General features: G+C 65.2%; 19 protein-coding genes and 1 pseudogene. 3 read left to right on the forward strand and 17 right to left on the reverse strand.

Annotation, left to right across the window (positions count from 1 at the left end; all coding sequences use genetic code 11):
- Positions 1-388: 388 nt before the first annotated feature.
- Both ACI7BZ_RS02040 and grxD read left to right on the forward strand, forming a co-directional pair.
- On the forward strand, positions 389-622 hold the full coding sequence (locus tag ACI7BZ_RS02040; RefSeq protein ID WP_414115541.1) for a BolA/IbaG family iron-sulfur metabolism protein: 234 nt from the start codon (positions 389-391) through the stop codon (positions 620-622).
- Positions 623-692: 70 nt separating this feature from the next.
- The gene (grxD, locus tag ACI7BZ_RS02045) at positions 693-1,025 is read left to right on the forward strand and encodes a Grx4 family monothiol glutaredoxin (RefSeq protein WP_414115542.1); all 333 of its coding nucleotides are present in this window, start codon (positions 693-695) and stop codon (positions 1,023-1,025) included.
- Positions 1,026-1,392: 367 nt separating this feature from the next.
- On the opposite strand, the gene ACI7BZ_RS02050 is transcribed toward grxD, so the two are convergent.
- From ACI7BZ_RS02050 to ACI7BZ_RS02130, 17 genes and pseudogenes are all read right to left on the reverse strand, one after another.
- The gene (locus ACI7BZ_RS02050; RefSeq protein WP_414115543.1) at positions 1,393-1,617 is read right to left on the reverse strand and encodes a hypothetical protein; all 225 of its coding nucleotides are present in this window, start codon (positions 1,615-1,617) and stop codon (positions 1,393-1,395) included.
- Between the two features lie 275 nt (positions 1,618-1,892).
- Positions 1,893-2,207 (reverse strand): ferredoxin, encoded by a 315-nt coding sequence (locus ACI7BZ_RS02055; protein ID WP_414115544.1) that lies wholly within the window; start codon positions 2,205-2,207, stop codon positions 1,893-1,895.
- A 49-nt stretch (positions 2,208-2,256) separates the two neighbouring features.
- The gene (locus tag ACI7BZ_RS02060) at positions 2,257-3,462 is read right to left on the reverse strand and encodes a DegT/DnrJ/EryC1/StrS family aminotransferase (RefSeq protein WP_414115545.1); all 1,206 of its coding nucleotides are present in this window, start codon (positions 3,460-3,462) and stop codon (positions 2,257-2,259) included.
- Positions 3,462-3,725: a DUF6129 family protein gene (locus ACI7BZ_RS02065; RefSeq protein ID WP_414115546.1), complete on the reverse strand. Its 264-nt coding sequence runs from the start codon at positions 3,723-3,725 to the stop codon at positions 3,462-3,464. The genes ACI7BZ_RS02060 and ACI7BZ_RS02065 overlap by 1 nt, the downstream gene beginning before the upstream one ends.
- Before the next feature lie 73 nt (positions 3,726-3,798).
- The gene (locus ACI7BZ_RS02070) at positions 3,799-4,128 is read right to left on the reverse strand and encodes a DUF3024 domain-containing protein (RefSeq protein ID WP_414115547.1); all 330 of its coding nucleotides are present in this window, start codon (positions 4,126-4,128) and stop codon (positions 3,799-3,801) included.
- Positions 4,129-4,170: 42 nt separating this feature from the next.
- Positions 4,171-4,410, reverse strand: a complete 240-nt coding sequence (locus ACI7BZ_RS02075) for a nitrogen fixation protein NifZ (RefSeq protein WP_414119067.1) — start codon at positions 4,408-4,410, stop codon at positions 4,171-4,173.
- On the reverse strand, positions 4,410-4,727 hold the full coding sequence (locus tag ACI7BZ_RS02080) for a nitrogen fixation protein NifZ (RefSeq protein ID WP_414115548.1): 318 nt from the start codon (positions 4,725-4,727) through the stop codon (positions 4,410-4,412). The genes ACI7BZ_RS02075 and ACI7BZ_RS02080 overlap by 1 nt, the downstream gene beginning before the upstream one ends.
- Positions 4,724-5,497, reverse strand: a complete 774-nt coding sequence (locus tag ACI7BZ_RS02085; protein WP_414115549.1) for a 4Fe4S-binding leucine-rich repeat protein — start codon at positions 5,495-5,497, stop codon at positions 4,724-4,726. The genes ACI7BZ_RS02080 and ACI7BZ_RS02085 overlap by 4 nt, the downstream gene beginning before the upstream one ends.
- A complete protein-coding gene (locus ACI7BZ_RS02090; protein WP_414115550.1) occupies positions 5,490-6,029 on the reverse strand; it encodes a tetratricopeptide repeat protein in 540 nt (179 codons plus the stop codon). Before ACI7BZ_RS02090 ends, ACI7BZ_RS02085 begins: the two co-directional genes overlap by 8 nt.
- A gap of 95 nt (positions 6,030-6,124) precedes the next feature.
- Entirely contained in the window at positions 6,125-6,439 is a 315-nt protein-coding gene (locus ACI7BZ_RS02095; protein ID WP_414115551.1) for a HesB/IscA family protein, read from the reverse strand.
- Between the two features lie 11 nt (positions 6,440-6,450).
- Positions 6,451-6,675, reverse strand: coding sequence for a 4Fe-4S binding protein (locus ACI7BZ_RS02100; protein WP_203194502.1), 225 nt, complete (start codon positions 6,673-6,675; stop codon positions 6,451-6,453).
- A 31-nt stretch (positions 6,676-6,706) separates the two neighbouring features.
- The gene (nifB, locus tag ACI7BZ_RS02105) at positions 6,707-8,269 is read right to left on the reverse strand and encodes a nitrogenase cofactor biosynthesis protein NifB (protein WP_414115552.1); all 1,563 of its coding nucleotides are present in this window, start codon (positions 8,267-8,269) and stop codon (positions 6,707-6,709) included.
- Between the two features lie 326 nt (positions 8,270-8,595).
- On the reverse strand, positions 8,596-9,474 hold the full coding sequence (locus ACI7BZ_RS02110) for an SIR2 family NAD-dependent protein deacylase (RefSeq protein ID WP_414115553.1): 879 nt from the start codon (positions 9,472-9,474) through the stop codon (positions 8,596-8,598).
- Positions 9,475-9,481: 7 nt separating this feature from the next.
- Complete coding sequence (gene nifT / locus ACI7BZ_RS02115) at positions 9,482-9,697, reverse strand: putative nitrogen fixation protein NifT (protein WP_414115554.1); 216 nt, start codon at positions 9,695-9,697, stop codon at positions 9,482-9,484.
- A gap of 165 nt (positions 9,698-9,862) precedes the next feature.
- Positions 9,863-11,068, reverse strand: coding sequence for a cysteine desulfurase NifS (gene nifS / locus ACI7BZ_RS02120; RefSeq protein ID WP_414119068.1), 1,206 nt, complete (start codon positions 11,066-11,068; stop codon positions 9,863-9,865).
- 141 nt (positions 11,069-11,209) lie between these two features.
- Positions 11,210-11,476, reverse strand: a pseudogene (locus ACI7BZ_RS02125) (NifU family protein); the annotation flags it as partial.
- Between the two features lie 58 nt (positions 11,477-11,534).
- The gene (locus ACI7BZ_RS02130; protein WP_414115555.1) at positions 11,535-11,855 is read right to left on the reverse strand and encodes a HesB/IscA family protein; all 321 of its coding nucleotides are present in this window, start codon (positions 11,853-11,855) and stop codon (positions 11,535-11,537) included.
- Positions 11,856-12,287: 432 nt separating this feature from the next.
- Here ACI7BZ_RS02130 and ACI7BZ_RS02135 point away from each other — a divergent pair, with 432 nt between their 5' ends.
- Positions 12,288-12,875, forward strand: coding sequence for a hypothetical protein (locus tag ACI7BZ_RS02135; protein ID WP_414115556.1), 588 nt, complete (start codon positions 12,288-12,290; stop codon positions 12,873-12,875).
- The last annotated feature ends 31 nt before the right edge of the window (positions 12,876-12,906 follow it).

The following is a 12,906-nucleotide window of genomic DNA, read 5'->3' on the forward strand; positions in this document are numbered from 1 at the left end:
GTTGCAAATCACTCATGACGGCTCTCGTTTCCATGGGGCGATAGCTTGAAAGCAAGAGGCGGGCCGATTGTAACAATCACAGGCAGGAATACGGGGCGGGCGGGTCCGCGCCGTCAGAGCGCGATCCGCGCAAATTGAATCCATTTGCTCGGTGAATCGCCCTCTAAACTTAGGATAGAGCCCGCCAAGCCCCGGCGACGCGACGGCGCGCGAACGCTTTCGCACGGTGGCGGCCCGCACCTGTCGCGTTTACGACAGCGGAGCGGCGAAACCAGCGGCAGGCAGGCCTGCGCCTTCCGCCCCGCCGCGGGCCTGCCGCTGTGCGCACGGCCGTGCCGCACTTGGTTTCTCCCTTGCATGGGCCGGCGCGACAGAAGGAGACAGCACGATGGCCATGGTCGCATCGGAGATAGAGCGTCTCGTGAAGGAAGCGTTTCCGGACGCACATGTGGTGATTGCCGACCTCGCCGGCGACGGTGATCACTATGCGGCGCGCATCACGTCGGAGGCGTTCAAGGGCAAGAGCCGGGTTCAGCAGCACCAGATGGTCTATGCCGCGCTCCAGGGGAACATGGGCGGTGCGCTGCACGCCCTTGCGCTGGAAACTATCGTCCCGAAGTAAGAAGAAGGGCCGCCCCGGTTCCGCGGAGCCCCGGTCTTTACCTGCCATTTCTTTGAATCGGAGTTTTTCGATGGCCAGCACAGCAGAGCGTATTGACGACATCATCGGTTCCAGCGACGTGGTCCTGTTCATGAAGGGCGTGCCCGCCGCCCCCCAGTGCGGCTTTTCCGCCGCCGTGGTGCAGGTGCTGGCCCAGCTCGGCGTGCCCTACCGCGCCGTGGACGTGCTTCAGGACATGGAAGTGCGCGAGGGCATCAAGGCCTTTTCCAACTGGCCGACCATTCCCCAGCTCTATGTCAAGGGCGAGTTTGTGGGCGGGTGCGACATCGTGCGCGAGATGTTCCAGGCGGGCGAGCTCACCGCCCTGCTCGCGGACAAGGGCGTCACCGCCCCGGCGGCGTGACCTACCGCCGCATTCTCTCGTCCCGGAACGAGGCGCGCGCGCCGTCCGGCCCCCACTGTTTTGCCCCCTGCGCCGCCCGCCGCACCCCGCTGGTGGGCGGCGCAGGGCATTTTCAGCGCCGGAAGGCTGCTTCCCAGCCGTTTTCAAGATAGGGCCCGCCACCGCATCGGGTGAATTGGAGCCGCTCAGGTCAATGCGGTCTTCCGGCAGAGGAAAGGCTGGACAACACCAATGATGCTGCGCGGCGGGGGCCGCCAGTCGCGCGAATACAGCAACGGCCCCGCACGCTCAGGTCGTACGGGGCGCCGCCTTACGTATTTCACCGGATTGCACCAACAGGCGCCAGCAGCTTTTATAGCGCTGCTGTTCAGGCGGCCTTGGAAACGCACTCAGCCTTGAGGGCGTCCACTTTCGCCCGGTCAAGGCGGAAGATGCCGCGGCCGCCGGCCAGCGCCTGGTAGGTGTCGCCGACCTGGTTCGAGAGGTAGTCAAACCACGCCTGCGGGTCGAGGCCCACGGGCCGCTCGCTGATTTCAACCACCGTGCCGTTCGGCGAAAAACGAGCGTGAATCAAGACCTTTTCCGCGTCCATCTTGCTCTCCTTCGTGCAATCGTCGTCGCGAGCCGGCAGATCCCCATCCCCATTTCGCGGCGGGCCTGAAAACTTCCAAAGCGTTTGGCGCGCCGTTCGAACCGGCACGCGCAGGCGCCTTCACACCCGGCCAACGGTGGGCATGCGCCACCGCCTCCCGGTGCATCGATCCGCTCACAAATCGTCCCCGGCCATGCGCCCGCGCAGACAGCGCTGCCGCACGTGCCCTGGGCAGTCGGGCGGCGGTCGGCCGGAGCCCACCGCCGCCTTCCCGATCAGAAACCGGAGAACTCGCCCAGCAGTTCCACGGTCACGTTTTCCGTGCCGAGCACGGTGACATGCGCCGCGAGGCGCGACTTGGACCCAACGCCGACGATGGCGTCGAGCTTCTCGTTTTCCTCGCGGCTCGTCTTGGAGAGCCCCTTGCGGCCTTCCTGAATGAAGACGTGGGACGCGCTGCCGTCCTTGTCCGCCTTCTGCTGCGCGGCGAGCCGGGGCTCGACGCTGATCAGGGCTTCCAGCAGGTTCGTCCCTTCCGCCACATCAATGGTCTTCCCGGAGGGCATAACCTTCAGCGTAACCGTAGACATCAAAAACTCCTGTCGTTTCTGCTCTTGGTTGGGGTGCTCTTCTTGCCCTTCAGTAGATGGCGGCGCCCGCCCCTACATTGATCGAGGCATCCTTCATCGTTGCGACGATGAACTCGATTTCCTCCTCGGCGAGGTGGGTGTGGAACGGCAAGGCAATCGCCCGGTCCGCCACCTTTTCCGTCACCAGAAAGTCTCCCCGGCGATAGCCGAGGTCGAAATAGTGCCGCTGATGATGAAGCGGGGTGCTGTAGGCGGCGGATTCCACCTTCTCGACCTTCAGGTCATCAACGATGGAGTCGCGGCTGGACTTGGAAAAGCGCGTTCCCAGGTGCACCACATAAAGGAACCAGTTCACCTCGGTGACATCAGGACCGATGAAGGGGTCCTTGATCCCTTCGAAGGACTGCACGTACTTCAGGTAGAGATGCTCCACCGTGCGCCGCTGCTCCAGAATCTCCTCCAGCCGCCGCAGCTGGGTGAGGCCGAGGGCTGCGGTGACATCGCTCATGGCGCCCTGGAAGGGGGCCGTCATGCTCACCACCACCGAGCCGCGCTCGTCCGGCCGGTGGGAGCGGAACCGGCGCAGCGCAACCGCCACGTCGATGTCGTCGGTCACCACCATGCCGCCCTCGCCGCACACCAGCGGGAAGGGCTGTGAGAAATCGAACACCGACGTGTCGCCGAAGCTGCCCACCAGGGCGTCCTTGTAGCGCGACCCGATGGCCTCGGTGGAATCCTCCAAGAGGATCAGATTATGCTTGGCCGCCAGTTCCCGGAACGCCGCCCACGGCGCCGGATGCCCATTGGTGTTTGCCGCCAGGATGGCCTTGGTCCGCTCGGTGATGCGGGCCCCGGCCTTCTCCGGCACCAGGGTGCCAGCCCAATAGTCGATGTCGGCAAACACCGGCCGCGCGCCCGACAGGCTGATGGCGTGCGCGGTTTCGCGGAACGAATAGGGCGAGGCGATCACCTCGTCTCCGGGGCCGATGCCGTAGGCCTTGAGGGTGTAGAGCAGGCCCATGGTGCCCGAGGGCACGGCCACCGCATATTTGCGGCCCACATAAGCCGCGAACTCGGCCTCGAAGGTTTCAGCCAAGGGTCCGCTGGACAGCCGCGGCGCCTGGAGCGCAAGGCTCACCGCCTCCAGCTCGGCCACCGTGATGTCGGGGTCGGACAGGAGGATGGATGTGTCCTCGCCGCCGTCCGCCGCGTCATCGGGAAGGTCCGCATCGGAAAAGAGGTCGAAGTCGCTCATCATGCGCCTCGCTTGGCGAGGATGACGCCGGTGGCCCGCTGCGGATCGCTGGTGATGTGCGCGCAATGGTCGGCGGTATCCAAGAGATGCACATCGAAGCGCGAATAGGTGCGGAACGGCGCCTCGGTCACGTCCGAAGCGTCGCATTGCGTCCAGGACAGGGCCGGAAAGCGACGGCGCAGCTCGGCGAAGACCGGAACCGATGCATCCTCCCCGGTGAGAAGCTGTTCGATTTCAGAAAGGTCGGTGTCGCTCAGAGCCATGACCATTACTCTCCCTTGCCGCAGACCTGACACTCCCGCGACTTTGTCACGGGTCTAAAGTCCCCATGCAGGATCATTGCCAAAACCGGCGCTCGGCATCGGCATTCAAGAGGTCGAGCAGCTCGACGAGGCGCGGATGGGTGCTGTCCAGCTCCCACATGCGCGTTCCATGGTTCTTGCGGAAGAGCATCCAGGCGGCCTGCTCCTCGTCGAAGAGCAGCAACGCGATGTCCACGATGCCGCCCTCCTTGTCGATGTTGCGCGAGCAGCAGGCGCTTTCGATCCGGTACCCGCCCTTGGTGGCATGCACCTTGGGCGTGACGTAGCGGTAGCGCTTGCGCGACTTCAGCGCGCGCTCGATGCGCTTGCGATCGAGATCGTTCGGATGAGCGGGCAGCCTCATCTCCGGCGTCTCTCAAAGCGAGCGCGACCATCACCGGCCGCCTCAGAGGGGGATGATCTCGTCTTCCAGGCACCCCACCACGAGGCGCTCGGAAAATTCGACGAGGTAGATGGGCGTGTTGGTGTCCGTGTGGCTTCCCACCTGGACGATCTCGCCAGTGGTGCCGATGCCGACGAGCAGGCCCTCGGCCGGCGCATCCGGGTAGGAACCGTCATTGTGCAGGTCGATGAGGGTCTTCACCTTCATGCCCCACTGATATTTGGGAAGGCGCGGCTCCAGGATCATGCTTTGGGTGCTCCGGGCAGGGGAATGTCCACTTCGTCACGGGGAATGGCGCTTTCCAGTTCCTTGCGCTTCATGCCCACGCGATTCCCACTTTCGGTGAACTCGACACCGTAAATGTAGAATTGCTGAAGGAAAGTGCCGATGGACACCACGTATCCGATCTCACCCTTCTTGGCGAGTATTTCGCCAATTTCCTTGCCGGCATAGGTTCCGTCATTGCGAATGACGCGTTTTGCTTTCACTTTTTCGCCGAAATTGAAGTAAGGCGGCTCAGAGACTTCAACCACATCGCTGTCGCGAACGATATTGCTCATAGCGGCATCTCCCTCAAAAGCTCCGTCCCTGCGCTGCGGCGGGAGCGGGCGACTTCGCGCACGAAGTCGTCGTCATCGTCGATAAGCTGGGCAACCTGGGCCGGCGAGATGCGGCTCGCCACCTCGTAGCGCACCCGCCAGTCGGGATCGGCCACGAGGGCGGAAAGAAGGTCCGGCGCAAGGCGCTGGGCCACTTCCAGCCGCACCGTCGCGCTCGGGTCGTTCACCATGCACAGCAGCCATTCCGCCGGCAGCCGCTGCGCCACCACCCGGCGCACCTCGGCTTCCGCATCATCCACCATGCGCGAGAGCAGCGGCGGCGCGATGCGGCGGGCCACCACCAGACGCACGTAATAGTCCTGGTCCCCCATCATGTGGGTGAGTTCGGCATCCTCGAGCAGCGACACGATGCGGATGCGCACCTCGCGATGGGGATCATCGCGCAGGCGCAGGATCTTGCTTTTCGGCAGCCGCCGCGCCGCATTCCAGCGCACCGTCTCTTCGGGATCGTCGAGGAGCGGCGGCAGCACGAAGATGTCGGCATGCTTGGCCGCAATCGCCCGCACCTCGAAATGCGCGTGCCGGAGGTAGGAATTGGCAAGCTTCGGATTCCAGTTGAAGAAGCGGTCGATGCGCCGCGCGTAGCGGTCGTTGACGCACGCATGCTTCAGCCGGCACTTGCCCTGGGCCTGAAGGTCCAGGTGGGCGCACGAGGAGCATTCGACGTCTTCCCCGAGCCAGGTCTTGGCCTCGTCGATTTCGTCAGTCATCGTCGTCCTGCCCTGCTCTGTTCAGGATCTCGAGCAGGAGCCGGGCGCCGATCTTGTCGGTCGGGTCCAGTTCGAGAAGCTTCATCACCGCGGCCCGCCCCTCCTCAAGATCGCCGAGGCGCATGTGGAGATAGGCGTAGCCCTTGAGCGTGAACAAAAAAAATCGCGGCATCAGGCGGTCGTAACGCGAGAACTCCGCATCCTGCGGCCGCACGTCCCGCCAGTCCGCCGGAAGGTTGGTCTCCCGCTGGGCCTTGGCGAGGCATTGCCGGGCGACCTCCAGGCACTCCACCAGACGGCCCTTGTAGAAGTAGAAGCGATAGAGCCCGATCAGCACCGCGGCATGGCCGGGCGCGATCGCCTCCGCCTGCCGCAGATGGCCTTCGGCCACCGCATCCTCCTGGTAGGAGAGCCCGGCTTCCCAGAGATGAAACTGGGCATCCTCCGGCAGCCCTCCCCCCATCACGGCGCTGGCGAGCAGCGCCTCGGGGGTGAGGAAATCCGGTTCGCCTGAAACCTGCGAGCCTTCCATTCCCATCCCCTGTCCAGCGCCCGCATTCGGCGGCGGGCATGAAGGTCCGGGGCGGCGGATGCCGCCCCGGACACAGACTTCAGTGCGCGAGAACTTCAGTGCGCATGCGAGCTGCAGGTGGTCGCCTTGGGGTCCTGGAAGACCAGGCCCGTCTTGGCGGCGGTGTCCGTGAAGTCGATGGTCACCCCATCAAGCAGCAGGCGGCTCTCGGCGGGAAGGAACAGCCGCACGCCGTCCTTCTCCACCACCGAGTCCCCCGGGAGAGGATCCGGAAGAACGGTGATTTCCGCATTGAGCCCGGAGCATCCCCCCGGCGTCACATGCATCCGGAAGCCGGCGGTCGGGCCGCCGTCCGCCATGATCATCATGCGGATGAAACGCGTGGCGGAACGGGTCATCGTGAAGTTCATCGCGCCTCTCCTCAGGCGGTGGGCTGATAGCGGGGATACGAGGTGTCGATCACGCAGGTATCGTCCACCGGGCACACCGCCGCGCACTGCGGCACGTCGAAGTGACCGATGCACTCGGTGCACTTCTTCGGGTCGATCACGAACGTCCCGTTCTTCTCGAAAATGGCCACGTTGGGACATTCCGGTTCACAGGCCGAGCAGCTGGTGCACTGCGACGCCACGATTTTCAAAGTCATGGGATGCTCCTTGTTGCCGTCCGGCGCCCGTTCAGGCCGCGTTGATCAGGGCGCCCTGGCGGATCTCGGCGTCACCGCGCACGACGTGCTCGATTTCGCCGGTCTTCACCTTGTTGAGATATTCCTTGAACCAGGTGATGGCCGACTTCTCGATGAACTCGTGGGCGAAAGTATCCACGGGCTCGATGCCGGCCTTGGTGAGGTCCGCCTTCGGGCAGCCGCCGATCTTGGCCACGAACACCGCATGGCAGTCGTTGATGGCGCGGATGATGGTTTCCAGGCTGTCCTCTTCGCCATAGCCGCCCTGGCAATACAGGTCGACGCGGCGATGGCCGACGAACTTCGCACCGGCCGTGGAGAGCTCCCACACCTGGAACTCCTTGGCATGGCCGAAGTGCTCGTTGATCAGGCCCGAGCCCTTGGTGGCAACGGCGACGAGAAGCTTGATGTCGCTCTGCTCGCCGGCGAGGCTTTCCAGCTCTTCCTGCTTGGCCGCCACCTTGGCGACGCGCTCTTCTTCCACCAGCGCCTGGTAGGCCTGGCGGCTCTCGAGGTCGTAATTGACCTCCATGGCCATGATCTTGTCGGTGGTGAACTCGGCGGAGCGGTCCTCACCGAGGAGGCCCACGGCGTCGGCGCGGCACTGGCGGCAGTGACGCATCATGTTCATCTCGCCTTCGCACGAATCCTGGAGCGCCTTGAGCTCCTGGGCCGTCGGGCCGCGCTGGCCGTTGAGGCCGAACACGGTGCCGTGCTCCGGGGACGAGATGAGCGGCATGATGTTGTGGAGGAACGCGCCGCGCGACTTCACGGCCTTGTTCACTTCCACCAAGTGCTTGTCGTTGATGCCGGGGATCATCACCGAGTTGATCTTGCACAGGATGCCACGCTCGGTCAGCATCTCCAGGCCCTGGAGCTGGCGGTCGGTGAGGAGCTTGGCCGCCTCATAGCCGGTGTAGCGCTTGTGCTTCCAGAACACCCAGGGATAGATCTTCGCGCCCACTTCGGGATCCACCATGTTGATGGTGATCGTCACGTGGTCCACGTTGAAGCCGGCGATGGTGTCCACGTGGTCGGGCAGGGCCAGGCCGTTGGTGGAGAGGCAGAGCTTGATGTCCGGGGCAGTCCGGTTGATCAGCTCGAAGGTCTTGAAGGTCTTCTCCGGGTTGGCCAGCGGATCGCCGGGGCCGGCAATGCCGAGCACGGTCATCTGCGGGATCGTGGAGGCGACCGCGAGCACCTTCTTCGCCGCCTGCTCCGGGGTCAGCTTTTCCGACACCACGCCGGGGCGGCTCTCGTTGGCGCAGTCATACTTGCGATTGCAGTAGTTGCACTGGATGTTGCACGCCGGGGCGACGGCAACGTGCATGCGTGCATAGTGGTGGTGAGCTTCTTCACTGTAGCAGGGATGGTTCTTCACCTTCTCCCAGATCTCCGTGGGCAGGTCGCCCTGCCCGGCGGACGAGCCGCAGCTCGCCTTGCCCGAGCCGCCGGAGGTACCGCAACCCTGGTGTTCCGCCTTGGCCTGCATGATGTCGGCCAGCTTTTCGGTCGGTGCGACCGCGTTCGCGTCTTGCTGTGTCGATGCGTGCATGAAACTGCTCCTCGCTTCCAGCAGGATCCCCATAAATCCTGAGGGCAGAGGAGCAACTCGCGTGCCACTGCCCAGCGGTAAAAATAGCTATTTTATTTCAGGATCTTGCGGCATTTCGTCGGCTGTCGGCTTGTCAACACCCACGCTGCGGGGCCCGACATGTTGGAAAAGTTACACGCTGTTTCAACGATTCCGACGCCCGGCTTGATCTGGATCAATGCGCAGGCGATGCGGGCTTCCGGCGCCGCAGAAACAACGAGAGCATGTCCTGGCGGGGACATGCTCTCGAAGCACGATCGCGTTGGCACTCGCGGAACCGGACGCCCTCAGGCGGCGGCTCCCGCAGCCATGATGATCTCCACCGCCCGCGGCAGCGGCATGGCGATGGGGGTGATGGCGTGGCCGAGCAGGAAGCGCAGCTCGTTCCGGGTCAGCCCGCCCTCCTCGACGATGGCGAAATGCGGCGTACGCGAGCGCTTCGCAACCTGCCGGGCATAGGTCCGCAGCAGCTGGTCGTGGAAGCGGCAGCCCAGGAACAGGAAGCTGCGCTCGGTGCGGCGGTTCTTCACCAGGTCCGGGATCGGCGTCTGGATGTCGATCTCGGTCAGAACCTCCACATAGTCCGCGTCGGAAATCAGCCAGTTCTTTGCCGGCGTGGCGCTGCCATGAGGCTTGTAGAGAATGGTCTTCCAGGCCTCCGCGGCGGCGCGGTCCGTCTCGGCGCCGGCGGCATCGTAGAAGCGATACCAGCGGTCCTCGCCGATACCGGCGCGGGTGATGCCCTGCACCTCGCCCCACTCCGGCGTGCCGGTGAGGGCGGCACGCATGGCGCCATCATACCAGGTGTCCACGATCATCGGCAGCTGAAGGCCGGCGAGGAAGGTGTGGATGGGCAGCGGCGGCACCGCCGGTGCGAATGCCTCCGCCATCAGGGCGGAGACGGTGTTGCGGTGCTTCATGCTCTCGATATGCTGGGCGGAGGCCCAGGCATTGCCCTTGGCCCGCTTGGGCAGGGCCACCTTGGTGCCGAAGAAGGCGGCGAGCTCCTCCGGTGTCGTGGGGATGGCCGGAGGCGCGAGGGCGAGAAGGCCGGGTCCGAGATAGGGCACCACCTTGCCCGCAACCAGTTCCGCCACCACGTCCTTCAGCACCGCGTCGGCGTCGGCGAGCTTCACCAGCCCGGCTGTATCGACGGAAATGTTCATGGCCGGCTCACTCCTCCTCGCCGCGCTTTTTCGCGTTCACCGTGATGGGCAGGGACGTGCCTTCCGCCATCTCGGGCAGATCGAGCACCCAGCCGTTGGCAATGCGGATCCAGCCGCCCCACAGGGTCTCACGCTCGCACTCGACGATCGGCTCCTCGAGATCCTTCTTCGGGACGTAGATGGACAGGCCCATCTCCGGGGAACGGCGAATCATGATTTTCATACAACTGGCTCCTGGATCGAGTTGGACTCGCCGCTGTGATCCGGTCCGCACCCGCTTCGGGACGGCCGAAGGACTTCTTGTGAATACCCGTGCGCCACCGTGGCGGACGGGCGGGAGCGGCGCGCGCCGCCGGCGGCGGCGCGAATGCACCCGATGGGGCGATGATCAGACATGATCCGGCACGCCCTGCGCACCCTGCCCACCGCTCCGGGCGAGCCAGGCAGGCGACATGGCACGCAGCCGGTCGATGATCTCGGGCAGCACCGCCAGCGCGCGGTCCACGTCCTCCCCCGAATTCTCGCGGGACAGGGAGAGGCGGACGGCCCCGTGAAGCGCCGTCACCGGCAGGTTCATGGCCTTGAGCACATGCGACGGCTCGGTCGAACCGGAGGTGCAGGCGGACCCGGTGGAGGCGGCGATGCCGGCCCGGTTGAGATTGGTCAGCACCGCCTCGCCGTCCAGATACTCGAACGCGATGTTGGCGGTGTTGGGCAGGCGGTTGTCGCTATCGCCATTGACCAGGGTGTGGCTGATCTGCTGCAGGATTCCCTGCTCCAGGCGATCGCGCAGGGCCTTCACCCGGGTCAGTTCGTCGGCCATGTGGGCCTGGGCGAGTTCAGCCGCGGCGCCGAGGCCGATGATGGCCGGCACATTCTCCGTGCCGCCGCGCCGGCCGCGCTCCTGATGGCCGCCGCGCACCAGCGGGCGGAACTTCACGCCCTTGCGCACATAGAGCGCGCCGATGCCCTTGGGGCCGTGCAGCTTGTGACCCGACAGGGACAGCATGTCGATGGCGGTGGCCTTCAGGTCGATGGCCACCTTGCCCACCGCCTGCACCGCATCGGTGTGGAACAGGGCCCCGGCCTCGTGCGCCAGTTGCGCCAGATGATCCACCGGAAAGAGGGTGCCGGTCTCGTTGTTGGCCCACATGACCGTGACCAGGGCGGTGCGCGGAGAGAGGGCGGCAGTGAAGGCGTCCATGTCCAGGCGGCCGCGGCCGTCCACGCCCACGAGGTGAACCTTCAGGCCCCGGGTTTTCTCAAGGTGCGCCAGCAGGGTGAGGACGGCGGGATGCTCCACGGTGGTTGTCACCACCTCGTCCCGGCCCTCCTGCGTCTCCAGAGCGGAAAGGATGGCGGCATTGTCCGCTTCCGTTCCGCCGGAGGTGAACACGATCTCATGGTCGAAGGCCGCCCCGAGGAGGGCCTGCAACTGCTTGCGCGCCGCCTTCACCGCCTCCCCCACCCGCTCGCCGAAGGCGTGCGTGGAGGAAGCGTTGCCGAAATGCTCCGTGAAGAACGGCAACATGGCTTCGACCACGGCGGGATCGGTCCGGGTCGTCGCGTTGTTGTCGAAATAGACCGGCCGCACGGAAGGCACCCCTCGGATCGTCTGGACCCGCGCGCCTCAGCGCACAGGCAGGGTGGCGGCGGGCGCCGGGGCGACCGGCGCGGCGGGGGCCGACTTCATCGGGGCGGGCCCCTTCAGGCTCACCAGGGGCTTGTTCTGCGCGCCGGCCACCGGGATGAGGCGAATCAACTCGCCGAGCCGCTCGACGATCTTGGACTGGATGCCCTCGATGGTCTCGCTCGCCAGCTTGCAGAAGACGCAGGCGCCGGTCATCTTCACCATGACCTTGGTGCCGTCGATCTCCACCAGCTCGCAATCGCCGCCGTCGCGCTTCAGGTTCGGACGGATCTCCTCGATCACCTCGCGGATGATCGCCTCACGCTTGGCTTCGCGGGTCAGCGGTGCGCGCTCTTCGGTGTCGGCCAACATCGCAACTGTCCTTCTTGTCTGGGTTCGAACCGTCAGGCGTCCCGGCACATCCCCGGCGTCAGCCGAAGGACTTGCCGCAGGAGCAGCTCGAGGTGGCGTTCGGGTTCTCGAAGGTGAAGCCGGAGCCCTCCAGGGCCACGACGAAGTCGATGGTGGTACCGGCCAGAAGCTCGTGGCTCTTGTTGTCCACGAACACCCGCACGCCGTCGCGCTCGACCACGGTGTCGTCGGGCTCGGCGTCGGTCACCAGGCCCATCTTATACTGGTAGCCGGCGCAGCCGCCCGTCTCCACCAGGATGCGCAAGCCGCCGATGGGCTGGTCCGCGCCATGGATGGCGTCGCGGACCGCATTCAAGGCGCTGTCGGTCAAATTGATCATCGCTCGACCTTCGCTTGAGAGACTTTGTCGCAATGAAGGAGAGCAAGCCGCGTGCCAGATGGCAACGGACTGATTTACATCACTTTTCAGCGGGGACGCTGTTGCCTTTGCGACGCGTGTCCGGTTTCGGACACGCACGGGAGAGGCCGGCGCGCGGGAGCCGGGCGGCGGCGGACCCCGCGCAAGGCGCTGGCAGGCCACGTCCGCCGCGCGTGGGACAGGGCCGATTGTCGCTCCCCCGCCGCCGGGGCCCCCATGTCGGCCGCCGCGGCAAAGGGCTTGCATGAGCTTCGCGCCTGCCCCCGCGCGGGCGGCGCGTCGAACGGCGTTCGGCGCAGAGCGGTGCCTTGGCGCACGCGCTGCCCGCGCCCCCGCGAGTGCCCCGTTGAGTGTGTTTGTGTGAGTTGTGTGCTGAACCGGAGACAAGACGTAATGACTGCGATCGAGAACACCCCCCTGGGCCGGCTGGACAAAGAGGGGCGGCTGCTCAACGCCGTGCTCAAGCAGCCCACCAAGCCCGGCCGATTTGATTTCCGCGGCGACATCGCCCTGAAGTTCCAGCAGCAGCTCGCCGACGAGAAGCGCCCGCCGGAATATACGATGGAACAGGTCATCACCTTCGCCGAGGATGGCAAGTCCACGATTCCGGTGCTGGCCGGCTACCTGCAGAACTTCGCCTTCCTGTCGGACGTGGTGGACGTGCTCGGCGACGCGCTGGCCCCCGACGGCAAGTATTTCCTGTTCTGCAACAACATCGACCTTCTGGCGAAGTATCGCGTCACCCACGGGGGCAAGACGTTCTACGTGCTGCCCTGCGATGAATCCACCGTATGGAAGGAAATGACCGAGCTCTTGAGCATCGACAAGAACGACATCAAGAAGCTCGATACCGGCGGCAAGACGGATGTGGTGCTCGACGCCGCCCTGAGCTGGCACGAGGACTTCGAGGTCATCACCTATGAAAAGGGCGTCTCCATCATGGAGCCGGTGAAGAACCGCAACGAGAACCGTCCGGTCTGAGCACCACGCCGGCCCTCACCGCATCGGAGAG

This window comes from Xanthobacter sp. AM11, from assembly GCF_047444035.1.
GTDB lineage: Bacteria > Pseudomonadota > Alphaproteobacteria > Rhizobiales > Xanthobacteraceae > Xanthobacter.